This is a genomic window from Agromyces protaetiae (assembly GCF_030866785.1).
Taxonomy (GTDB): Bacteria; Actinomycetota; Actinomycetes; order Actinomycetales; family Microbacteriaceae; genus Agromyces; species Agromyces silvae.
On the sequence record NZ_CP133018.1, the window covers coordinates 1,656,131 to 1,677,391 of the forward strand.

The window sequence follows — 21,261 nt, forward strand, 5'->3', positions numbered from 1 at the left end:
ATGTCCGGATGCCGCTTCGTTCGTCGCACCTCACTGCCGCGCTGTGCGCGACGCGAGCAGCCGTCGGCGACGCACTCGCCGTGCTCGTGCCGGTCACCTGCGCGGGGTGCGGGGCAGCCGACCGAGTCGTGTGCCCGGCCTGCAGATGCGATCTCACACCGGCCGTCCGCCGACTCGAGCGGGCCGGCGAGGAGGTCTGGGCGAGCCACGAGTACGGGGCCACCGTCGCCCGGCTGATCGGCGCGTTCAAAGACGGCGGGCGCACTGACGCGGGCGCTGCGCTCGCCGAGTCCCTGCTCGCGGCGACGCGGGCTGCGCTCGGCGCGGCCGAGCCCGGGCCGCCGGTCGAGATCTGCGCCATTCCCGGCACGTTCGCGGCGCGACGCGCCCGCGGCTACGATCCCGTGCCCAGGCTGCTCGCGGCCGCCGGTCTGCGGCCCGCACGCGCGCTCAGGATCGTCCGCCGACGAGACGATCAGGCGGCGCTGGGCGCCGAGGCGCGGCGAGCCAATGCGCACGGAACGCTCGCGGCGAAGGCCGGCGTGCTCGGGCGACGCTTCCTCGTCGTCGACGACGTCCTCACCACGGGAGCGACCATCGCCGAGGCGGTTCGGGCGCTGCGAGCCGGGGGAGCGGAGGTCGTCGGTGCGGCGGTCATAGCGGAAACCCCACGTCGTTCGCCACCCCCGGGTCACGTTGCCCGGCTCTCGTGACTTCTCGGGGGCGGCGGCGTACGGTGTCAGGACAGGCGTGGTCCGAGCCACCCTTCTTCAGACGGGTGACACGCCTGGCGGATGGAGGTCGTCATGGAACTGAACATCGTCGGACGCAGCCTGGGAATCACTGACCGATTCCGTGCCTACATCGAAGAGAAGGCGGAGAAGGTCACTCATCTCGCGGAGCGCGCGATCTCGTTGGATGTGCGCCTCACCAGGAACAGCGAGAAGAACGGCAACCCGGGTCCCGACCGCGTCGAGCTCACGCTCATCGGGCGCGGTCCCGTCGTACGTGCCGAGGCCGAAGGCTCCGACAAGTACGCCGCGTTCGATGTCGCGCTCGGTCGATTGCTGGAGCGCATACGACGGGCCAAGGACCGGCGCAAGGTTCACCGCGGCGGGCAGCGTCGTCCGACCTCCCTGCGCGAGGCGGCCGACGACGGGTTCGCCGGCGTGGGCGTGCAGGCCGCGGGTGCCGACGTGCTCGAGGCGGTGCGAACCGGCAGCATCCCGGTCGTGTCGGAGGATGCAGAGGCCGCGTCCGCAGACGAGGAGGCGTACAGCCCGGTCGTCATCCGCCGGAAGGTCTTCGCATCGACGCCGATGAGCGTGGACGATGCGCTGTATTACATGGAGCTCGTGGGCCATGACTTCTATCTGTTCGTCGACGCCGAGAGCGGACGCCCCAGCGTGGTATATCGGCGGAAGGGCTGGGATTACGGCCTGATCGGACTGGACGACGACGCTGACGCCGAGCAGACGGACGGCCTGCGGGATCGTCAGGCCGTCGCGGTCTAGCTCAATCGACGCCGTTCGGGGTACGTCGAGTCGCCCGATCGCCGTCCGTGACGACCGACCGGCGCGTCTTCCGAGGCGCGCCGGTCGGCCTATCTGGAGGTTCCTGTCAGGCCGCGGACCAGTAGCATGGCTACGATGACCGTCTGCCGACGGCATCCAGGCCTGCCCGGCCGCCCGAGCCGGCACGCCCGACGACGACAGGAGAGCATTCGTGGCTTCGATTCTGGAAAAGGTCCTCCGCGTCGGTGAGGGCCGAACCCTGAAACGGCTCGAGAACTACGCCAAGGCCATCAACGCCCTCGAGGACGACTTCCGCGACCTCAGCGACGATGAGCTGAAGCACGAGACCGTCGAGCTGCGCGAGCGGTACGCGAATGGCGAGTCCCTCGACGACCTGCTGCCCGAGGCCTTCGCGGCGGTCCGCGAGGCGTCGCGCCGCACGCTCGGCCTCCGGCACTTCGACGTCCAGCTGATGGGCGGGGCCGCCCTGCACCTCGGCAACATCGCCGAGATGAAGACCGGTGAGGGCAAGACGCTCGTCGCGACCACGGCCGCGTACCTCAACGCGCTCACGAGCCGCGGCGTGCACGTGATCACCGTCAACGACTTCCTCGCCAGCTACCAGTCCGAGCTGATGGGGCGTGTGTTCCGTGCGCTCGGCATGACCACCGGTTGCATCGTCGCGGGGCAGACCCCCGCGCAGCGCCGCGAACAGTACGCCGCGGACATCACGTACGGCACCAACAACGAATTCGGCTTCGACTACCTGCGCGACAACATGGCGTGGCAGTCGGCGGACATGGTGCAGCGTGGCCACTACTTCGCGATCGTCGACGAGGTCGACTCGATCCTCATCGACGAGGCGCGGACCCCGCTCATCATCTCGGGCCCTGCCTCGGGCGAAGCCAACCGCTGGTTCGCGGAGTTCGCGCGAATCGCGCAGCGGCTCGTCCCGGGCGAGGACTACGAGCTCGACGAGAAGAAGCGGACCGTCGGCGTGCTCGAGCCCGGTATCGAGAAGGTCGAGGACTATCTCGGCATCGAGAACCTCTACGAGTCGGCGAACACGCCGCTCATCTCGTTCCTCAACAACTCGATCAAGGCCCGCGCGCTGTTCAAGCGCGACAAGGACTACGTCGTCATGAACGGCGAGGTGCTCATCGTCGACGAGCACACCGGCCGTATCCTCGTCGGCCGGCGCTACAACGAGGGCATCCACCAGGCGATCGAGGCCAAAGAGGGGGTCCAGGTCAAGGCTGAGAACCAGACCTTGGCGACCGTCACGCTGCAGAACTACTTCCGGCTGTACGACAAGCTCTCGGGCATGACCGGCACCGCGGAGACCGAGGCGGCCGAGTTCATGTCGACATACAAGCTCGGCGTCGTGCCCATCCCGACCAATCGGCCCATGGTGCGCATCGACCAGCCCGACCTCGTCTACAAGAACGAGGAGTCGAAGTTCGCCCAGGTCGTCGAAGACATCGTCGAGCGGCACCAGAAGGGCCAGCCCGTCCTCGTCGGCACCACGAGCGTCGAGAAGAGCGAGTACCTCTCGCGGCTGCTCGCGAAGAAGGGCGTGCGGCACGAGGTGCTGAACGCGAAGAACCACGCTCGGGAGGCCGCGATCGTGGCCCAGGCCGGCCGCCTCGGCGCGGTGACGGTGGCGACGAACATGGCCGGGCGAGGCACGGACGTCATGTTGGGCGGCAACGCCGAGTTCATGGCGGTGCAGCGCATGCACGAGAAGGGGTTGTCGCCGGTCGACACCCCCGACCAGTACGAGGCCGAATGGGACGGCGTCTTCGACGCGCTCAAGGCCGAGGTCGCCCAGGAGGCCGAGAAGGTCCTCGAAGCCGGAGGGCTCTACGTGCTCGGCACCGAGCGTCACGAGTCGCGCCGCATCGACAACCAGCTCCGCGGTCGCTCGGGCCGTCAGGGCGACCCGGGTGAGAGCCGGTTCTACCTGTCGCTGACCGACGACCTCATGCGCCTGTTCAACGCGGGTGCCGCCGAGAGCCTGATGGCCCGAGGCGTGCCCGACGATGTCGCCATCGAATCGAAGGTCGTCACCCGGGCCATCCGCTCAGCGCAGTCGCAGGTCGAGGCGCGCAATGCCGAGATCCGCAAGAACGTGCTCAAGTACGACGACGTGCTGAATCGCCAGCGTGAGGCGATCTACTCGGATCGTCGCCACATCCTCGAGGGCGACGACCTGCACGAGCGCACGCAGCGCTTCCTCGACGACGTCATCGACGAGGTGCTCGATCAGCACACGGCTGAGGGCAACCCCGACGAGTGGGACTTCGACGCGCTCTGGACCGAGCTGAAGACCCTGTACCCGATCGGCATCACGATCGACGAGGTGCTCGCCGAGGCGGGTGACAAAGGCAAGGTCGACCGGGAGTTCATCAGGCGCGAGATCATCTCCGACGCTCACCTCGCCTACGAACGGCGCGAGGAGCAGCTCGGCAGCCCTGCGATGCGCGAGCTCGAGCGTCGCGTCGTGCTCTCGGTGATCGACCGCCGCTGGCGCGACCATCTGTACGAGATGGACTACCTGAAGGACGGCATCGGGCTCCGCGCGATGGCGCAACGCGATCCGCTGGTCGAGTACCAGCGCGAGGGTTACGCCATGTTCCAGCAGATGATGGGCTCCATTCGCGAAGAGACCGTCGGCTTCCTCTTCAATCTCGAGGTCGAGGTCGCGGCGCAGGGTGCCGACGGCGCGAAGATCGAGGCGAAGGGTCTCGGCCAGCCGGAGACGCCGGCGGCCAAGCTCAGTTACACCGCGCCCAGCGACTCGGGCGGCGTCGAGGTGCGCAACCAGCGCGGCCAGGTCCAGCAGGCCGCGACTGATCGTGCACGGCGCGCAGTCGCGGAGTCGCAGAGTCAGCCGGCTGCGCCGGCACCGCGAGGTGCGTTCGGGCAGGCGACGGGTGCCCCGGCTGAGGAGCCGCAGAACCGCGCTCAGCGGCGGGCACAGGGCCGCGGGCGCTGAGTCGGTCGCTGGGTTGGTGCCGCTGAAGTCGGTACCGCTGGGCCGGTGCCCGCTGGGTCAGTGCCCGCTGGGTCGGTGCCCGCTGGGTCGGTGCCCGCTGGGTCGGTGCCCGCTGGGTCGGTGTCGCTCGGCCGGTGCCGCTGAATCAGGCCGCAGAGTTGTCCGCGGGTCGACTCGTCGCCGAACCGGTGCGACGGCCGTCTGACCGAGTACAGCTAGAGGACGGCGATGACGCTGGCGCGCCAGCGCGTGTCGAAGCCCTCGAGTCGGATCGCGACGGATCGGACCCGGTGCCGCTGCTGCACGATCAGGACCGCCTCGACGACGCCGTCGGCCGGTTCACAGGAGTGGATGCGGCCGACCGAGAAGACGGGGCGTTGCGCGCTCACGCCGCGGGCGCGGCGTGAGCGTGCGGCCAGGATGACGCGCTTCTGCAGACGGCGGTAGACGTCGTCGGTGACCCATCGCGCCAGTTGTTCGAGGTCACGCGCACCCGCGAGCGCTTCGATCGCGCAGTGGGTGAGGTTCCGCAACAGGGGCTCGGGGTCGGGCAGCTCGCTCGTCTTCAAGCGCTGCGGTGCGAAGAAGTCGTCGTCTTCGTCGTCGCGGAATCGGGCGGAACGCGTGGTGGGATGCGTCGAAGTCGCGGCCGCTGAGCCGGTCATGGGCGTGCTCCTGTCGCCGTCGAGGGGATGGGAACGGGCCGCAAAGCCCGCAAGACCACCCCCGGAACGGGGGGAACGCCCGGGTGTCTCGAGAGGGTACGCTACGGGCGTCCGCCGCGGAGTGTCAAGGGAATTCGGTGAGCCTGTGGACAATACACAGGATGTCAGTGTGCGGTGACGCTAGCGTCGCAGCTATGCGGTGGGATCTGCTCTTCGACGATCTCGCCTCGCAGCTCGACCTCGAGCAGCGAGCCGAGGAGCGCGCGCTCGCGCTCGAAGAGGAGCGCCTCCGACTCAGCCGGCTCGGCCTTCGCGAACGACTCCAGGCCCTCAGTGGAACACTCGGCGAGGGTGGCGGTATCCGGGTGCATCTGCGGGGCGGTGCGGTGCTGAGCGTACGGCCGGCGGCGTTCGGTCGCGACTGGCTGAGCGCCGACCTCGTGGAACGTACGCCGGCGCGGAGCTGCATTCTGCCGTTGGCCGCCGTGGCGGCGATCGTCCCCGAACGTGCGCAGCTCGCCGCGCGCGGTGACGCGGATGCGGGACCGGCGGCGCCCGGACTCGTGGACCGTATCTCGCTGTCGTTCGTGCTGCGGGACCTGTGCCGTCGTCGCACGCCGATCGCGCTGACCACCGAGGACGGCGACCTGCACGGCACGCTCGACGGCGTCGCGCGCGACCACGTCGATCTCGCGTTGCACGAGCCCGGTCTGCCACGACGTGAGCACGATCTGCAGGGCTACCGGATCGTGCCGCTCGATCGCGTGAGATTGATCACCTTCCGATGACGTCCCGCCCGCCGGGTCGACACGGTTCAGTCGATGCGGCGCCCGTCCACGGGATGGAGCCGCGCCGGTGTCCCGGCCTGGGAGAGGTCGACGACCGCCGCGTACTCGCCCTGCTGCCACTGCGCGTGCCGGCGCGTGTCTTCGTACCGATCTTGGATCCAGAGGTGCAGCTGGGTCAGCTCGACCCGCCACGGACCGGTGTCGCCGACTCGGATGGCGGGCAGCTCGCCGGAGCGGATCAGTTCGTCGATGGTGGGGATATCGACCGAGAGTAGTTCGGCGGCATCGGCGACGGTGAGGAAACGCCCGATCTCGCCCGAACCGTGATTGGTCATGCGTCGATTATCGTCCCTGCCCTCTCGCTGACGTCCCGGTGTGGATAACTTGCGACGCGCGAGTTCGTCAGCCGTCACGATGGGGTCACCGATCGCTTGTCAGAACGGAGACCGCTGCCATGGCACGACCATCGAGAGGTGAGCGCGGCCGCCGCAGACTCGATCCGAGGCTCGCGATCGGGCTCGTCCTCGTGCTCGGGTCGACCGCGGGGGTCTGGGCGCTGGTGGACGGGCTCGACTCGGCCGCCGAGGTCTATGCGGTCCGGGCGACCGTCACCCCGGGGCACCGCCTCGACCCGTCCGACCTCGTACGGAGATCGGTGCAGCTGGGTGGTGCCCTCGATCGGTATGTGAGGCCGGGAACGGTGCCGGGCGACGGGGTCGTCGTGACCCGGACGATCGAGGCGGGCGAGCTCGTGCCCTGGTCGGCTGTGACCTCCGACGACACCGCGGAGGTCACGACCGTGGTTGTCACGACGCGCGGCGCGCTGCCGCGCGGACTCGGGCCCGGCTCGCTCGTCGACGTCTGGAGCGCCCCATCGACCGAGGAGGCGGAGCAGGGCGCGCCCGGCGTCCTGGTCGCCGGTGCCGAGATCGTCGCCGTCGTCGCGGCCGAGGGGTTGCTGGCCCGCGAGCAGTCCGCCGTCGAGCTCCGCGTCGGGCACGACGAGGTGGGGCTCGTGCTCACAGCGCTCGCTGCGGGCGACGCACTCGACCTGGTCGCCGCGCGGCTCGACGAGGAGGGCTGATGGCTCGGCTGATCTTCGCGCTGGATGCGAACACGGAGGATCGCCTGCTCGCCGATCTGGTCGAGGCCGGCCACCACGTGCTCGCCCGCGTCGTCGGCTGGCGCGATGTGCTCGAGCGGCTCGACGAGGGAGCACCAGACGTGGTCGTCGTCGGGGCGGGGCGGGGCACGCTCAGTGCCGAGCTGCTCGAGGGTTGCGATCGGCGCGGCATCAGGATCGTCGCCCTCGCCGCAGACGATCGAGAGCGAGCGCTCGCCGCTCAGGTCGGGTTGCACGAGGTGCTCGACGCGGAGGCCGACTGGCGCGACGTCGAGCGGCTCGTGCGGGGCGGGCTGCCCGCGCCCCCTGCCCGCGGCGCCGGAGCCAGCGCCGACGTCGGTCCATTCGCGGCGAGCTCGGGTGCCGGCGGGCCCGGGCGTTCACGGGCCGCGCGCGTGGTGGCCGTCTGGGGGCCGGCCGGCGCACCCGGCCGGACGACACTCGCCGTGAACCTCGCGGCCGAGCTCGCCGCCGCGGGCCATCAGGTCGCCCTGGTCGATGCCGACCCCTATGGCGGCGCGGTCGCGACCGCGCTCGGGTTGCTCGACGAGGCGCCCGGCTTCGCCGCCGCGTGCCGATTGGCCGGCGCGGGCGCGTTGGACCGCGCGGAGCTCGAACGCGTCGCGCGCCGGTACTCGTCCCCGCGTGGATCGTTCGACGTGTTCACCGGTCTCGTCGGGCCTGGCCGATGGCCGGAGCTCGCCGCCGATCGGGTGACGAGCGCGCTCACCGAGATGCGGGCGCGGTTCGATGTGGTCGTGGCCGACACGGGGTTCAGCCTCGAGCGCGATGAGGCGCTCACCAGCGATCAGTTCGCCCCGCGTCGCAATGCCGCGACGTTCAGTGCGCTCGGCGTCGCCGACCGTGTGGTCGCCGTCGGGCTCGCGGACCCGATCGGGCTCTCACGTCTGGTGCGCGGTCATGCCGAACTCGCCGAGCACCTCGAGACGGAGCGCGTCGAGGTCGTCGTGAACCGGGTCCGCAGCGCCACCCTCGGCATCGATGCGCACGTCCAGATCCGACATACGCTTCGCCGCTTCGCCGGCATCGCCGAGGTCACCCTGCTTCCGCACGACGGCCGGGCCGCCGACGCGGCGATCCTCGCCGCGAAGACCTTGCGCGATGTGGCACCGCGCTCCACCCTCCGGACGTCGATCCGGGAGTTCGCAGCGACACGACTCGCGGCGCCCGAGTCCGCGTCGCGACGCGCGGTGCCGCGCCGTGCGCGGTCGCCGCGACGTCCGACTCGGTGATCCGGCGGCACTACGCTGGATCCGTGTCGACCCTCAGTGAACTCGTCCTCGCCCAGGGCCGCAGCAGTCAGGCCGACGTCGACTGGCTGCACATGCTCGTCGGCGACCTGCAGCTGCTCGCCGACCTCGCGTTCGCCGATGTCGTGCTGTGGGTCCCGTCGGCAGACGACGACTTCGTCGCCGTCGCACACGCACGACCGTCGAGTGCGGCCACGCTGTTCTACCGCGACTTCGTCGGTCAGGCGATCAAGCCGCAGTGGCGCGACCTCGTCGTCGAAGCGTACGACACCGCCCGCATCGTGGACTCGTCCTCGCCCGACTGGTACGAGGAGATGCCGACCCGCATGCGCGCGGTGCCGGTCATGCGGCGCCTGACGACCACCGGCACCCAGCTCGCCCCGGAGCCGGTCGCGGTGATCACGCGGCACACGAATCTCGGAGCCACGCGCACGCCGAGCCGCCAGGAGCTCACCTTCAACGACTGCGCCACCGAGCTGTTCCAGATGATCGCGTCCGGTGACTTCCCCGACCTGGGTGCGCCGACCGGCCCACGTCGGGGCGCTCCGCGGGCGTCCGACGGCCTGATCCGCCTCGATGTCGACGGGGTCACGACGTTCGCGAGTCCGAACGCGCTGTCGGCGTTCAACCGCATGGGGTTCGACGACGAGCTCGAGGGGCAGACCCTCGCCGGGGTCACGACGCGGATTCTCAGCGGCAAGCTCGTCGTGGACGAGTCGTTGCCGCTCGTGGTGACCGGGCGCGCACCCTGGCGGACGGATGTGGAGTCGCGCGGGGTCACCGTATCGCTCCGGGCGATCCCGATCCGGCATCGAGGCGAGCGCATCGGCGCGATCGTGCTCACGCGTGACGTCACGGAGCTGCGGCACCAGGAGCAGGAGCTGATCACCAAGGACGCCACGATCCGCGAGATCCACCATCGGGTGAAGAACAACCTGCAGACGGTCGCCTCACTGCTGCGGATCCAGGCGCGCCGCACGCATTCCGACGAGGCGCGCGAGGCGCTCACACAGGCGATGCGACGCGTGGGCGCGATCGCGGTCGTGCACGACACGCTCTCCGAAGGTCTCACGCAGAACGTGGACTTCGACGAGGTCTTCGATCGTGCGCTGCTCCTCGTCGCCGAGGTGGCGGCCGCGCACAACACGACCGCCCACCCGAAGAAGTCGGGGACGTTCGGCGTGCTGCCCAGCGAGTACGCGACGCCGCTGGCGCTCGCGCTCACCGAGCTCGTGACGAACGCGGTCGAGCACGGGCTGGCCGGCCAAGAGGGTCACGTGATGGTGAACGCATCACGCTCGGAGACCATGCTCACGGTCCAGGTCCGTGACACCGGCTCCGGGTTGCCAGAGGGCAAGGTGGGCGAAGGACTCGGCACGCAGATCGTGCGCACCCTCATTCAGGGCGAGCTGGGCGGGACGATCGACTGGCACACGCTCGTCGGGAGCGGTACCGAGGTGACGATCGAGATCCCGCTGAGGTGGATCGCCGGTTGACCGGTGACATCCCGAGGCGGACTCGGGGGAGTGCCGGGGTGCCCCGGCACTCAGGCCGTGTCAGGACGCGCGACGGGCGCGAGCGGCGCGGCGCTTGAGTGCGCGTCGCTCGTCTTCGCTGAGCCCACCCCAGACGCCCGAGTCCTGGCCGGTCTCGAGGGCGTACTGCAGGCAGATCTCGGTGACGGTGCAACGAGCGCAGACGGCCTTCGCCTTCTCGATCTGGTCGACCGCCGGACCCGTGTTCCCGACCGGGAAGAAGAGTTCGGGGTCGGCCGTGAGGCAGGCGGCCTTGTCGCGCCAATCCATGCAGATGCTCCTTGCTTACTTCGGTTCGCAACCCCGGGCACGCATGCACGTGCCGCCCGGATTCCGGGGGTGCTGCGGGGGAAAGCCGAACCTCGGGAAGTAGGATCAGAGACTGATCGGCTCACGTCCCTGTGAGCATCGATTCGGCCTCATAAATGTTGGCATAGCGCGGAAGGCGAATCAATAGTCGTGCATGGGATATCGCTGTGAATGCGGCTGCGGACGACGCATCCGAGCGGACGACGGCGCGCGCCCGCGGGGCGCTCGCGGTCGTGCGCATACTCTTGTTCCTCGAGGCGGCGGCCGTCGTCGCGGTGGTCGGCTGGCTGGTGATCGACCTCTTCGCGTTGCGACCGTCGTCGTACGCGACGGCGATCGCGCTCATCGTGGTCGCGGCGCTCGGGGCCGTCTGGACCGTCGCGAACGCGGTGGGTGCGGTCCGCCTCGCCGGGTGGTCGAGGGCGTCGGCCATCGTCTGGCAGTTCCTGCAGCTGTCCGTGGCGATCGGGGCGTTCCAGGGGCTGTTCGCTCGCGCTGACATCGGCTGGCTGCTGCTCATTCCGGCCGTGGTGGTCGTGGGGCTGCTGCTCTGGCCGCCGGTGCGCCTCGCCTACTCGAACGAGGAGCGCGGCACGGCGGCGTCCTGACGGACGCACGCCGCCCCGCGCGGCCCGGCCCGAGCTCAGTCCGGCCGAGCTCAGTCCGGCCGAGCTCAGTCCGGCCCGAGCTCAGTCCGGCCCGAGCTCAGTCCGGCCGAGCTCAGTCCGGGCCCGAGCTCAGTCCAGCCCGAGCTCGCGGCGCAGCCGCGCGACGTGCCCGGTCGCCTTGACGTTGTACATGGCCTTCTCGACCCGGCCGTCCTCGTCGAGGATGAACGTCGAACGGATCGAGCCGACGACGGTCTTGCCGTAGAGCGACTTCTCGCCCCAGACGCCGTACGCCTGCTGCACGGCGAGGTCGGGGTCGGAGAGCAGCGTGAACGTCAGCCGGTCACGCTCGGCGAAACGCCGAAGCTTGTCGACGTCGTCCTTGGACACGCCGAGCACCGTGACGCCCGCTGCGGCGAACGAGTTCAGGTTGTCGCGGAAGTCGCACGCCTCGGTCGTGCACCCGGGCGTCATCGCCTCGGGGTAGAAATACAGGACGACTTTGGACCCACGCAGATCCGACAGCGTCACGGGCGAGCCCTGCTGGTCGGTGAGGGTGAAGTCGGGGGCGAGGTCGCCGGCGGCGAGTCGAGCTTCGGTCATGCCTCCATCGTAGGCACCGCAGGGCCCGGTCAGCGTCCCGGCGCGAAGGTGCCGAGCAGCCGCTGCAACGAATCCAGACGCGCGGCGCCCGTCTCGCCGAGCTCGCCGGCGTCGACCGCTTCCACGATCGCGCAGTCGGGCGCGTCGGGAAGGTGCGTGCAGCCACGGGGGCACTGCTCGGCGATCCGGGCGAGGTCGGTGAACGCGGCGAGGATGCTCGATAGGTCGACGTGTCCCAAGCCGAACGAACGGACCCCGGGGGTGTCGATCACCCAACCGTGCCGCTCGCCGGCCTCGACCCGCAGCGAGACGGTCGACGATGAGGTGTGACGTCCGCGCCCCGTGACGACGTTCACGCCGCCGGTGGCCCGGTGCGCGCTCGGGACGAGCGCGTTCACGAGCGTCGACTTGCCGACTCCCGAATGGCCTACGAACACCGTGCGATGTCCCATGAGGCGTTCAGCGATCGCCTCGAGCGGCATCCGCTCGCTCCCACTCAAAAACACGGGGATGTCGAGTCCGGCGAAGTTCTCGAGGAAGGTGGCGGGGTCGGCGAGATCGGTCTTCGTCACGCAGAGCAGCGGGGCGATGCCCGCGTCGTACGCGGCGACGAGATAGCGGTCGACGAGCCGGACTCTCGGCTCGGGATCGGCGGCGGCGATGACGATGAGCATCTGGTCGGCGTTGGCGACGATGATGCGCTCGACCTCGTCGGTGTCGTCGGCGCTCCGGCGCAGCAGCGTGCTGCGCTCGCCGATCCGCACGATGCGGGCCAGCGTTCCCGGTTCGCCCGTGGTGTCACCCACGAGGTCGACGAAGTCGCCTGTGACGACCGATTTCCGGCGCAGCTCGCTGGCCCGGGCCGCCGTCAGCTCGCGCTCGGTCGGACCGGCTTCGTCGACGAGCACCGAGTACCGGCCGCGATCGACGCCGAGCACGACGCCGCGTACCGCGTCGGCGTGCTCCGGACGCACCTTGCTGCGCGGCCTGCTGCCGCGCCGGTTGGGCCGTACGCGGACATCGGACTCGTCGAACTCGGGTTCGTCGTCCTCGTCGTCGTCCGCGTCCCACCAGCTCATGCCCGCAGTCGCTCCCACAGCTCGGTGAATTGGGGCAGCGTCTTCGACGTGGTGCCGATGTCGTCGACGACGAGACCGGGAACGGCCAGACCGACGATCGCGCCGGTGGTCGCCATGCGGTGGTCGGCGTACGCGCGCCACGGCCCGCCGGTGAGCGGGGCCGGCTCGATGTGCAGACCGTCGTCGAGCTCGGTCACGCGGCCGCCGAGCCCGTTGAGCTCGGTCGCGAGCGCGGCGAGGCGGTCGGTCTCGTGGTGCCGGATGTGCCCGATGCCGGTGAACGTGCTCGGCGTCTCGGCCAGTGCCGCGAGCGCGACGAGGTTCGGGACGAGCTCGCCGGCCTCCGACAGGTCGAGGCCGACCCCGAGGATGCCGCGACGCCCGTCGTCCCCTGCGGGCGCGTGCACCGTGAGGCGGTCGCCGTCGCGCTCGACGCGCGCGCCGAATCGCGGCAGCAGGTCGATGAGCTGGGCGCCGACCTGCGTCGTCTCGGCGGGCCAGCCCGTGATGGTCACGGAGCCGCCCGCGACGAGCGCGGCGATGAGGAACGGCGCGGCGTTCGACAGGTCGGGTTCGATCGCGACGTCGGCGGCACGGATCGGACCGGGTTCCACGACCCAGCGACCCGGCTCAGGGGTCGCGACGGCGACACCATGCCTCGCGAGGGTCGCGATGGTCATCTCGATGTGCGGCAGGCTCGGCACCCGCTCGCCGCGATGACGCAGATCGAGGCCGCGCTCGAACCGGGCGGCCGAGAGCAGCAGCGCGGACACGAACTGGCTCGATGCCGAGGCGTCGATCTCGAGCTCGCCGCCGCCGACGCTCCCGGTGCCGTGGACGGTGAACGGGAGTGTGCCGCGACGGTCGTCGGCGAGGTCGACGCCGAGCGACTGCAACCCGTCGATCACCCCGCTCATGGGGCGGCGTCTCGCGTATTCGTCGCCGTCGAACGTGGTCGGGCCGAGGGCGAGCGCGGCGACCGGCGGGAGGAAGCGCATGACGGTGCCCGCGAGCCCGCAGTCGATCGTGGTCGAGCCCGTGAGCTCGTCGGCGGGGGTGACGACGAGGTCGTCGCCGAACTCGCCAGCACCGGCGATCCGCTCGATGCGGGTCCCGAGCGCGCGCAGGCCCTCGATCATCAGCTCGCTGTCACGCGACCACAGCGGGGCGTGCAGCGTCGACGGCCCGTCGGACAGTGCGGCGAGCACGAGCTCGCGATTCGTCAGCGACTTCGACCCCGGTAGCGAGATGACGGCCTCGAGCGGCCCGGTGGCGACCGGCGCGAGCCATCCGTCATCGGACTCGGTCTGCCGGGCGTCGCCGTACGGATCGAACTCTGGTTCGGAATACCTCGAAATCTGCATCGGTTATCAACAGTAGCGCGAGGCGTACGAAGGGAACGGTGCCAGTGACGATCAGTGTGCTCGAGCGGCCGGCGGTCCCGCAGGTCACGTCGGTCAAGGGTGTTCTCCCGCCGGACGATCTAGGATGGCCGGTGATGACTGCCGACCAGATGGACGCCGCGGCGACCGAAGCGGAACGCCCCTTGGGGGAGCTCTTCGAGGAGCAGGCGCTGCCCTACCTCGATCAGCTCTACGCGGCGGCGCTGCGCATGACGAAGAACCCCGCCGACGCGCAAGACCTCGTGCAGGAGACGTTCGTCAAGGCGTATGCCGCGTTCGCCCAGTTCACGCAGGGGACGAATCTCAAAGCGTGGCTGTACCGGATCCTCACCAACACCTTCATCAATACGTACCGCAAGAAGCAGCGTGAGCCGTATCAGGGCACGATCGACGAGCTCGAGGACTGGCAGCTCGGTGGCGCCGAGTCGACGACCGCGACGTCCAGCCGCTCGGCGGAGGCCGAGGCGATCGACCACCTGCCCGACAGCGCGGTCAAAGATGCCCTGCAGGCGTTGCCGGAGGACTTCCGCCTCGCCGTGTACTTCGCCGACGTCGAAGGCTTCTCCTACCAGGAGATCGCCGATCTGATGAACACCCCCATCGGGACCGTGATGAGCCGCCTGCACCGTGGCCGGCGTCTGCTTCGCGAGTCCCTCGCCGACTACGCCCGCGGACAGGGCTTCGCCGTAGCCGACCGACCCACCAGGAGTGCGAAATGACCGACTGCGGTTGCGAGAAGGCCCGAGCCGAGCTCGAGGAGTATCTGCACAACGAGCTGCGTCGTGAGGACGCCGCGGATATCCGCGAGCACATGGAGAACTGCCCGGACTGCTCGGCCGAGCTGAAGGTGGGCATCACCATCACCGAGGTCGTGCAGCGCGCCTGCCGTGAGAGCGCACCCGACGAGCTGCGCACCGTCGTCCTCACCCGGATCCGTGAGATCCAGGCGCACGGTGTCCTCGTCGTCGACTGACGCGCCGAACCCCGCCGGATCAACCCTTCGGTGGAAGCGCCGACGTGATGGCGCCGCGTAGCGTCGTCCCCGATGGACACGACTGAGCACCACCCGCACCACGAGCACCACCCGCACCACCGTCATCGAGCGGGCCGCGTGCCCGTGTGGCTTCGCGTCACCATCCCGACGGTGCTCATCCTCGTCTGGTTGGCGCTGTTCGGCGCCGGCGGCGCCTCGTTCGGCTCACTGTCCGACGTCGTCGTGAACGACCAGGCGCAGTTCCTGCCCGCCTCGGCCGAGGCCACCGAGGTGAACGAGCTGCAGGAGGCGTTCCGCGACTCCGACGCGATCCCCGCGATCGTCGTGGTCGCGTCCGACGACGATCTCGACGAGGCGCAGCTCGACGCGGTCGCCGACCTGCGGGACGAGGTGCTCGAGCTCGAGGGCGTGGTGGCGGACGAGACGTCACCGGTCATCGTGAGCGATGACGGGCAGGCGGCGCAGTTCGTCGCCTCGATCGACTCCGGCGACGGGGAAGGCGGCCCGCGCGACGTCGTCGAGGAGATGCGCGGCCTGCTGGAGGCGTCGCCGATCCCGGGCGCCGACGCCGCCGTGACCGGTCCGGCGGGCTTCACCGCCGATCTCGCGGGAGCGTTCAGCGGCATCGACGGCCTGCTTCTGGCGGTCGCGCTCGCCGCGGTGTTCGTCATCCTGGTGGTCGTCTACCGGTCGCCGTTGCTGCCGATCATCGTGCTCCTCACCAGCCTCACCGCGCTCTGCGCGTCGGTGCTGGTCGTCGTCTCCCTCGCGGCGGCCGACGTGCTGCCCATCTCCGGGCAGACGCAGGGGATCCTGTTCATCCTCGTCATCGGCGCCGCGACCGACTACGCACTGCTTTACATCGCGCGGTATCGCGAGGCATTGGGCCAGTACGAGCGGAAGTGGGATGCCACCTGGGCGGCGCTCAAGGGCGCCTGGGAACCCATCGTCGCCTCCGGCGGCACGGTCATCGTCGGTCTGCTGATCCTGCTCGCGAGTGAGCTGAACTCGAACAAGATCCTCGGTCCGGTCGCCGCCATCGGCATCGTCTTCGCGTTGCTCGCCGCGCTCACGCTGCTCCCGGCGCTGCTGCTCTGGGCGGGTCGGGTCGCGTTCTGGCCGCGGAAGGTCAGGCGAGCGGATGCCTCGGCCGAGGCATCCGCGTCGGCCGGAGCGCCTGCACCGGCCCTCGGGCGCGAGCGCGGCCTGTGGGCCGCGATCGGGCGTCTCGTCTCCCGGCGGCCGCGCACGGTGTGGATCGCGTCCGTGGTCGTGCTGGCCGCGATGTGCCTCGGCCTGCCGCAGCTCAAGGCCGACGGGGTGGCGTCGAGCGAGTTCGTGCTCGGACAGTCGCAGGCGCGCGACGGTCAGCAGCTGCTCGGCGAGCACTTCCCGGCCGGGTCCGGCACGCCCGCGGTGGTCATCGGCCCTGAGGCTGAGCTTCAGGCGATCACCGACCTGGCGCTCGCCACCGACGGTGTCGAGTCGGTCGCGGTGCTCGCCTCGGACTCGCCGGCCGGTCAGGCACCGGTCACGGCGGACGGCGTGCAGGCGTTCGGGCCGCCAGGGACGCCGGCGCCAGCGCCGACCGTGGTCGACGGCGAGGTGCTGCTGCAGGTCACACTCGCCGACCCGGCCGATTCGCTCGAGGCCGAGGCGACGATCGCCGATCTGCGTCAGCGACTGGATGAGGTCGGCGACGACGTGCTGGTCGGCGGGCCGACCGCGGTCGCGCTCGACACGGTCGAGGCGTCGATCGCGGACCGGACGCTGATCATCCCGCTCGTGCTCGCCGCGATCCTGCTGATCCTCATGCTGCTGCTGCGCGCGATCGTCGCACCGGTGCTGCTCATCGCGAGCGTGGTGTTGTCGTACGCGGCGGCGCTCGGCATCTCGGCACTCGTGTTCAACGGGATCTTCGGGTTCCCGGGGGCCGACCCCTCGGTGCCGTTGTTCGCGTTCGTGTTCCTGGTCGCGCTGGGCGTGGACTACAACATCTTCCTGATGACCCGGGTCCGCGAGGAGTCGGCGCTCGTCGGGACGCGTCCCGGCATCGTGCGGGGCCTCCGCCTGACGGGTGGCGTGATCACGTCGGCCGGACTCGTGCTCGCGGCGACCTTCGCCGCGCTCGGGGTGCTGCCGATCCTGTTCCTCGCGCAGATCTCGTTCATCGTCGCGTTCGGCGTGCTGCTCGACACCTTCCTCGTGCGCACCCTGCTCGTGCCCGCCCTCTCCTACGACCTGGGCCGGGTCATCTGGTGGCCGTCGAAGCTGAGCCGCAGCGCGAAGTAACGCCTCACCCGGAACCCGGAACCCGGAACCCGGAACCCAGAACCCGGAACCGCCGAGCGGTCGCTGATGGTGTGTGTCTCGCGCTCATACCCGCCATCCGCGACCGCTCGATGAGGGAGACGCGGCGGCGAACGCGAAGAGCGGATGCCACGAGGCATCCGCTCTTCGCATGGTGGCCGGCGCCGCCGACGCTCGCGCTTACAGCGTGAGCGCGCGGCGCACGATGTCCTGCTGTTCGAGGGCGTGTCGCTTGGCCGACCCGGTGGCGGGCGACGCAGCGGCCGCGCGCGCCACGACCCGCACCTCGCGGGGCCCCAGCTTGTTCGTCTCGATGATGAAGTACGGCCACGCCCCCTGGTTCTCGGGCTCGTCCTGTGCCCACATCAGCTCGGCGTTCGGGTAGGAGTCGGCGATCGCCTTCAGCTCGGTCGCCGCGAGCGGATACAGCTGCTCGAGCCGGACCAGCGCGATCTCGGGGTTCGGATTCTTCTCGAGCTCCGCGAGCAGGTCGTAGTAGAGCTTGCCCGACAGGAACACGACCCGCTTCACGGCCGCCTTGTCGGTGATCCGTGCGTCGTCGATCACCGGTTCGAACTTGCCGCTCGTGAAGTCCGCGACCTCGCTCGTCGCTCCGCGCAGGCGCAGCATCGCCTTCGGCGTGAACACCACGAGGGGCCGCCGCGGCCGGGCGTACGCCTGGCGACGGAGCAGGTGGAAGTACGATGCGGGGGTCGACGGGCGCGCGACGGTCATGTTGTTCTCGGCGCACAGCTGCAGGTACCGCTCGATGCGCGCGCTGGAGTGGTCGGGGCCTTGCCCTTCGTAGCCGTGGGGGAGCAGCAGCACGACGCTCGAGCGCTGACCCCACTTCTGCTCGGCCGACGAGATGAACTCGTCGATGATGATCTGCGCGCCGTTCGCGAAGTCGCCGAACTGGGCCTCCCAGAGCACGAGCGCATCGGCTCGCTCGACCGAGTAGCCGTATTCGAAGCCCATCGCGGCGTACTCGCTGAGCAGCGAGTCGTAGATCCAGAACTTCGCCTGGTTCTCCGAGAGGTTCTGCAGGGGCAGCCACTCCTGGCCGTTCGCACGGTCGTGGAGCACCGCGTGCCGCTGCACGAACGTGCCGCGCCGGGCGTCCTGCCCGGCGAACCGCACGGGCGTGCCCTCGAGCAGCAGGGACCCGAGCCCGAGCAGCTCGCCGAAGCCCCAGTCGATCTTGCCGGTGCGGCTCATCTCGTAGCGCTTCGTCAGCAACTGCTGGATCTTCGGGTGGACCGTGAATCCGGCCGGCTTGTTGTTGAACGCATCGCCGATGGCGTGCACGACCTCGAGCGAGACACCGGTGGTCTCGAGCTCGCCCGCGGCGGGTTCGGCGCCGCCGTCGGTGTCCGTGCCCGACCCGCCGACGATCGGGATCGCCCCGGTCTGCGCCGCGTGCGTCTCGGCGAACGCGCGCTCCATGCGGTCCTGGAAGTCGCGGTGCGCCTCTTCGTACTCGTCCTCGGTGATGTCGCCGCGGCCGACGAGCGCCTCGGTGTAGAGCTTGCGCACCGAGCGCTTGGCCTCGATGAGGTTGTACATGAGCGGCTGGGTCATCGAGGGGTCGTCGCCCTCGTTGTGGCCCCGGCGACGGTAGCACACGAGGTCGATGACCACGTCGCGCTTGAACTCCTGCCGGTACCGGAAGGCGAGCTCGGCGACCCGCACGACGGCCTCGGGGTCGTCGCCGTTCACGTGGAAGATCGGCGCCTGGATCGTCTTCGCCACGTCCGTCGAGTAGATCGAGGAGCGCGCGTCGCCGGGGACGGTCGTGAAGCCGACCTGATTGTTGATGTTGACGTGGATCGTGCCGCCCGTGCGGTACCCGCGCAGCTGCGACATCTGCATCGTCTCGAGCACGACGCCCTGGCCGGCCATGGCGGCGTCGCCGTGCACGAGGATCGGCAGCGTCGAGAAGGTGCCGATGGGCTTGCGGTCCTGCTTGGCGCGGACGATGCCCTCGAGCACCCCGTCGACCGCCTCCAGATGCGACGGGTTCGCGGCGAGGGTGACGGTGATCTGCTCGCCCTCGTCCGCGGTGAAGGTGCCCTCGGTGCCGAGGTGGTACTTCACGTCGCCTGAGCCGTGCGCACTGGCGGTGCCCTCGAACTCTTGGAAGACCTGACCGTAGGTCTTGCCGGCGATGTTCGTCAGGACGTTCAGCCGGCCGCGGTGCGCCATGCCGATCGCGACCTCGTCGAGGCCTTCCTTCGCCGCGCCCTGGAGGATCTCGTCGAGCAGTGCGATGACGGACTCGCCGCCCTCGAGGCTGAAGCGCTTCTGCCCGACGTACTTCGTCTGCAGGAACGTCTCGAACGCCTCGGCCTCGTTCAGCTTGCGGAGGATCCGCATCTGCTCGTTGTGGTTGGGCTTCTCGTACTTGCGCTCGACCTGGTGCTGGATCCACTTTCGCTGCACGGGGTCTTGGATGTGCATGTACTCGATGCCGATCGTGCGGCAGTACGAGTCGCGGAGGATGCCGAGGATGTCGCGGAGCAGCGCGGTGCGGGTGTCGCCGAAGCCGCCCGTCACGAACTCGCGGTCGAGGTCCCAGAACGTGAGGCCGTGACTGTCGAGGTCGAGGTCGGGGTGCGAGCGCTGCACGTACTCGAGCGGGTCGATGTCGGCCATGAGGTGGCCCCGCACGCGGAACGCGTTGATGAGCTCTTGCACGCGCGAGGTCTTGTCGATCGCGCTGGCCAGATCGACGTTGATGTCGGGCGCCCACCGGATGGGCTCGTACGGCAGGCGGAGCGCGGCGAAGATGTCCTCGTAGAAGCCGCGCTGCCCGATGAGCAGCTCATGCACCTTCTTCAAGAACTCGCCGGAGCCCGCACCCTGGATCACGCGGTGGTCGTAGGTCGAGGTGAGCGTGATCGTCTTGCCGACGGCGAGGTTCGCCAGGGTCTTCTCGCTGGAGCCCTGGAACTCGGCGGGGTATTCGAGCGCACCTGCGCCGATGATGCACCCCTGCCCCTTCATGAGGCGCGGGACCGAGTGCACGGTGCCGATGCCGCCGGGGTTGGTCAGCGAGATGGTGGCGCCCTGGAAGTCGTCGGCCTTGAGCTTGTTCTGCCTGGCGCGGGACACGAGGTCCTCGTACGCGGCGAGGAACTCGTTGAAGGTCATCGTCTCGGCGCGCTTGATCGCGGGGACGAGCAGGGCGCGGGTGCCGTCGGGCTTGGGCAGATCGATGGCGATGCCGAGACCGATGTGCGCCGGGCGGACGAGCGACGGCTTGCCGTCGGGCTCGGAGTAGTAGACGTTCTGGCTCGGGAACTCCTTGAGTGCCTGGATGAGCGCCCAGCCGATGAGATGCGTGAACGAGATCTTGCCGCCGCGGGAGCGACGGAGGTGATTGTTGATCACGATGCGGTTGTCGATCATGAGCTTCGCCGGCACGGTGCGCACGCTCGTCGCCGTCGGCACGGTGAGCGAGGCGTCCATGTTCGCCGCGAGGGCCTTCGGCATGCCCTTCAGCGTCACGACCTCGTCGTGACGCTCCTCATCGGCCACGACCGGCTGCGGACTGGTGACGGGCACGTCGGCGGGCACCGGCTCGGGCCGCGGCGCCTGCGACGTGGTGCGTGCGGCGGGCGCCTGGCCGAGCACCGGCGCGGGCGCCGTGATGGGCGCCGGCTCCGCGGCGGCCGCCTCGCCGGGTGCCGAGGCTGCGGGCGCAGCCGCCTGGTCGGATGCCTCGGCGGGGGCGGATGCCTCGGTGGGGACGGATGCCTCGGTGGCGGCGGATGCCTCGGCGGGGGCGGATGCCTCGGTGGCGGCCGCATCGCCGGCCGGAGCTGCCGGCCCGTCGGTGTTCCCGTCGGGCGAGCCCTGCGTCTTGGACTGGTGGTACTGCTCGAGGACCGGCCACCAGCTTCGGTCCACCGTCGACGGATCAGCGACGTACTTCTCGTACATCTCGTCGACGAGCCATTCATTGGCTCCGAACTCCGCCGCCGTATGCTCCTCAGAACCCGACCCGGTCAATTGGCTCGACACAGCCTCTCGCCCACTCTCTCCGTTGACGCTGGTTG

18 protein-coding genes are annotated in these 21,261 nt (G+C 69.9%); 11 read left to right on the forward strand and 7 right to left on the reverse strand.

Going from position 1 to position 21,261, the window contains the following annotated elements; genetic code table 11:
- Window positions 1-8: 8 nt before the first annotated feature.
- The 3 genes from QU602_RS07640 (at window position 9) to secA (ending at window position 4,512) form a co-directional block, all read left to right on the forward strand.
- The gene (locus tag QU602_RS07640) at window positions 9-713 is read left to right on the forward strand and encodes a ComF family protein (RefSeq protein ID WP_308799662.1); all 705 of its coding nucleotides are present in this window, start codon (window positions 9-11) and stop codon (window positions 711-713) included.
- Between the two features lie 93 nt (window positions 714-806).
- A complete protein-coding gene (gene hpf, locus QU602_RS07645; RefSeq protein ID WP_308799663.1) occupies window positions 807-1,514 on the forward strand; it encodes a ribosome hibernation-promoting factor, HPF/YfiA family in 708 nt (235 codons plus the stop codon).
- A gap of 211 nt (window positions 1,515-1,725) precedes the next feature.
- The gene (gene secA / locus QU602_RS07650) at window positions 1,726-4,512 is read left to right on the forward strand and encodes a preprotein translocase subunit SecA (protein WP_308799664.1); all 2,787 of its coding nucleotides are present in this window, start codon (window positions 1,726-1,728) and stop codon (window positions 4,510-4,512) included.
- 215 nt (window positions 4,513-4,727) lie between these two features.
- Here the strand turns inward: secA and QU602_RS07655 are convergent, their stop codons facing one another.
- Complete coding sequence (locus QU602_RS07655) at window positions 4,728-5,177, reverse strand: Rv3235 family protein (protein ID WP_308799666.1); 450 nt, start codon at window positions 5,175-5,177, stop codon at window positions 4,728-4,730.
- A gap of 194 nt (window positions 5,178-5,371) precedes the next feature.
- Between QU602_RS07655 and QU602_RS07660 the strand changes: the two genes are divergently transcribed.
- Window positions 5,372-5,965, forward strand: coding sequence for a hypothetical protein (locus tag QU602_RS07660; RefSeq protein WP_308799667.1), 594 nt, complete (start codon window positions 5,372-5,374; stop codon window positions 5,963-5,965).
- 26 nt (window positions 5,966-5,991) lie between these two features.
- Here the strand turns inward: QU602_RS07660 and QU602_RS07665 are convergent, their stop codons facing one another.
- Window positions 5,992-6,300, reverse strand: a complete 309-nt coding sequence (locus tag QU602_RS07665; protein ID WP_308799668.1) for a helix-turn-helix domain-containing protein — start codon at window positions 6,298-6,300, stop codon at window positions 5,992-5,994.
- Between the two features lie 119 nt (window positions 6,301-6,419).
- Here QU602_RS07665 and QU602_RS07670 point away from each other — a divergent pair, with 119 nt between their 5' ends.
- The 3 genes from QU602_RS07670 to QU602_RS07680 are packed head-to-tail and all read left to right on the forward strand — an operon-like array spanning window position 6,420 to window position 9,855.
- Window positions 6,420-7,049 carry a hypothetical protein gene (locus QU602_RS07670; RefSeq protein WP_308799669.1) on the forward strand — a complete coding sequence of 210 codons (630 nt, stop codon included), beginning with the start codon at window positions 6,420-6,422 and terminating at the stop codon, window positions 7,047-7,049.
- Complete coding sequence (locus QU602_RS07675) at window positions 7,049-8,341, forward strand: AAA family ATPase (protein ID WP_308799670.1); 1,293 nt, start codon at window positions 7,049-7,051, stop codon at window positions 8,339-8,341. Before QU602_RS07670 ends, QU602_RS07675 begins: the two co-directional genes overlap by 1 nt.
- 23 nt (window positions 8,342-8,364) lie before the next feature.
- On the forward strand, window positions 8,365-9,855 hold the full coding sequence (locus tag QU602_RS07680) for a sensor histidine kinase (RefSeq protein WP_308799671.1): 1,491 nt from the start codon (window positions 8,365-8,367) through the stop codon (window positions 9,853-9,855).
- A gap of 60 nt (window positions 9,856-9,915) precedes the next feature.
- Here QU602_RS07680 and QU602_RS07685 read toward each other — a convergent pair whose 3' ends face one another.
- Entirely contained in the window at window positions 9,916-10,164 is a 249-nt protein-coding gene (locus QU602_RS07685; RefSeq protein WP_056730333.1) for a WhiB family transcriptional regulator, read from the reverse strand.
- A gap of 206 nt (window positions 10,165-10,370) precedes the next feature.
- Here QU602_RS07685 and QU602_RS07690 point away from each other — a divergent pair, with 206 nt between their 5' ends.
- Window positions 10,371-10,811: a hypothetical protein gene (locus QU602_RS07690; RefSeq protein WP_308799672.1), complete on the forward strand. Its 441-nt coding sequence runs from the start codon at window positions 10,371-10,373 to the stop codon at window positions 10,809-10,811.
- Window positions 10,812-10,940: 129 nt separating this feature from the next.
- Here QU602_RS07690 and bcp read toward each other — a convergent pair whose 3' ends face one another.
- Genes bcp through aroA form a run of 3 tightly spaced genes read right to left on the reverse strand, consistent with a single transcriptional unit; the run spans window position 10,941 to window position 13,857 of the window.
- Window positions 10,941-11,414, reverse strand: a complete 474-nt coding sequence (bcp, locus tag QU602_RS07695) for a thioredoxin-dependent thiol peroxidase (RefSeq protein ID WP_308799673.1) — start codon at window positions 11,412-11,414, stop codon at window positions 10,941-10,943.
- Window positions 11,415-11,443: 29 nt separating this feature from the next.
- Window positions 11,444-12,493, reverse strand: coding sequence for a ribosome small subunit-dependent GTPase A (gene rsgA, locus QU602_RS07700; RefSeq protein ID WP_308799674.1), 1,050 nt, complete (start codon window positions 12,491-12,493; stop codon window positions 11,444-11,446).
- Complete coding sequence (gene aroA, locus QU602_RS07705; RefSeq protein ID WP_308799675.1) at window positions 12,490-13,857, reverse strand: 3-phosphoshikimate 1-carboxyvinyltransferase; 1,368 nt, start codon at window positions 13,855-13,857, stop codon at window positions 12,490-12,492. Before aroA ends, rsgA begins: the two co-directional genes overlap by 4 nt.
- Window positions 13,858-13,991: 134 nt before the next feature.
- On the opposite strand from aroA, the gene QU602_RS07710 reads away from it, so the two are divergent.
- From QU602_RS07710 to QU602_RS07720, 3 genes are all read left to right on the forward strand, one after another.
- Complete coding sequence (locus tag QU602_RS07710; protein ID WP_308799676.1) at window positions 13,992-14,615, forward strand: sigma-70 family RNA polymerase sigma factor; 624 nt, start codon at window positions 13,992-13,994, stop codon at window positions 14,613-14,615.
- Complete coding sequence (rsrA, locus tag QU602_RS07715) at window positions 14,612-14,869, forward strand: mycothiol system anti-sigma-R factor (protein ID WP_308799677.1); 258 nt, start codon at window positions 14,612-14,614, stop codon at window positions 14,867-14,869. Before QU602_RS07710 ends, rsrA begins: the two co-directional genes overlap by 4 nt.
- Window positions 14,870-14,941: 72 nt before the next feature.
- The gene (locus tag QU602_RS07720; RefSeq protein ID WP_308799678.1) at window positions 14,942-17,182 is read left to right on the forward strand and encodes an MMPL family transporter; all 2,241 of its coding nucleotides are present in this window, start codon (window positions 14,942-14,944) and stop codon (window positions 17,180-17,182) included.
- A 198-nt stretch (window positions 17,183-17,380) separates the two neighbouring features.
- Here the strand turns inward: QU602_RS07720 and QU602_RS07725 are convergent, their stop codons facing one another.
- Window positions 17,381-21,226, reverse strand: coding sequence for a multifunctional oxoglutarate decarboxylase/oxoglutarate dehydrogenase thiamine pyrophosphate-binding subunit/dihydrolipoyllysine-residue succinyltransferase subunit (locus QU602_RS07725; RefSeq protein WP_308799680.1), 3,846 nt, complete (start codon window positions 21,224-21,226; stop codon window positions 17,381-17,383).
- Window positions 21,227-21,261 lie beyond the last annotated feature (35 nt).

Coding starts and splice junctions, on each gene's coding strand:
- QU602_RS07640 (WP_308799662.1), top strand. CDS start 9: ATGCCGCTTCGTTCGTCGCACCTCACTGCCGCGCTGTGCGCGACGCGA.
- hpf (WP_308799663.1), top strand. CDS start 807: ATGGAACTGAACATCGTCGGACGCAGCCTGGGAATCACTGACCGATTC.
- QU602_RS07655 (WP_308799666.1), bottom strand. CDS start 5,177: ATGACCGGCTCAGCGGCCGCGACTTCGACGCATCCCACCACGCGTTCC.
- QU602_RS07660 (WP_308799667.1), top strand. CDS start 5,372: ATGCGGTGGGATCTGCTCTTCGACGATCTCGCCTCGCAGCTCGACCTC.
- QU602_RS07665 (WP_308799668.1), bottom strand. CDS start 6,300: ATGACCAATCACGGTTCGGGCGAGATCGGGCGTTTCCTCACCGTCGCC.
- QU602_RS07670 (WP_308799669.1), top strand. CDS start 6,420: ATGGCACGACCATCGAGAGGTGAGCGCGGCCGCCGCAGACTCGATCCG.
- QU602_RS07675 (WP_308799670.1), top strand. CDS start 7,049: ATGGCTCGGCTGATCTTCGCGCTGGATGCGAACACGGAGGATCGCCTG.
- QU602_RS07685 (WP_056730333.1), bottom strand. CDS start 10,164: ATGGATTGGCGCGACAAGGCCGCCTGCCTCACGGCCGACCCCGAACTC.
- bcp (WP_308799673.1), bottom strand. CDS start 11,414: ATGACCGAAGCTCGACTCGCCGCCGGCGACCTCGCCCCCGACTTCACC.
- rsgA (WP_308799674.1), bottom strand. CDS start 12,493: ATGAGCTGGTGGGACGCGGACGACGACGAGGACGACGAACCCGAGTTC.
- aroA (WP_308799675.1), bottom strand. CDS start 13,857: ATGCAGATTTCGAGGTATTCCGAACCAGAGTTCGATCCGTACGGCGAC.
- QU602_RS07710 (WP_308799676.1), top strand. CDS start 13,992: ATGACTGCCGACCAGATGGACGCCGCGGCGACCGAAGCGGAACGCCCC.
- rsrA (WP_308799677.1), top strand. CDS start 14,612: ATGACCGACTGCGGTTGCGAGAAGGCCCGAGCCGAGCTCGAGGAGTAT.
- QU602_RS07720 (WP_308799678.1), top strand. CDS start 14,942: ATGGACACGACTGAGCACCACCCGCACCACGAGCACCACCCGCACCAC.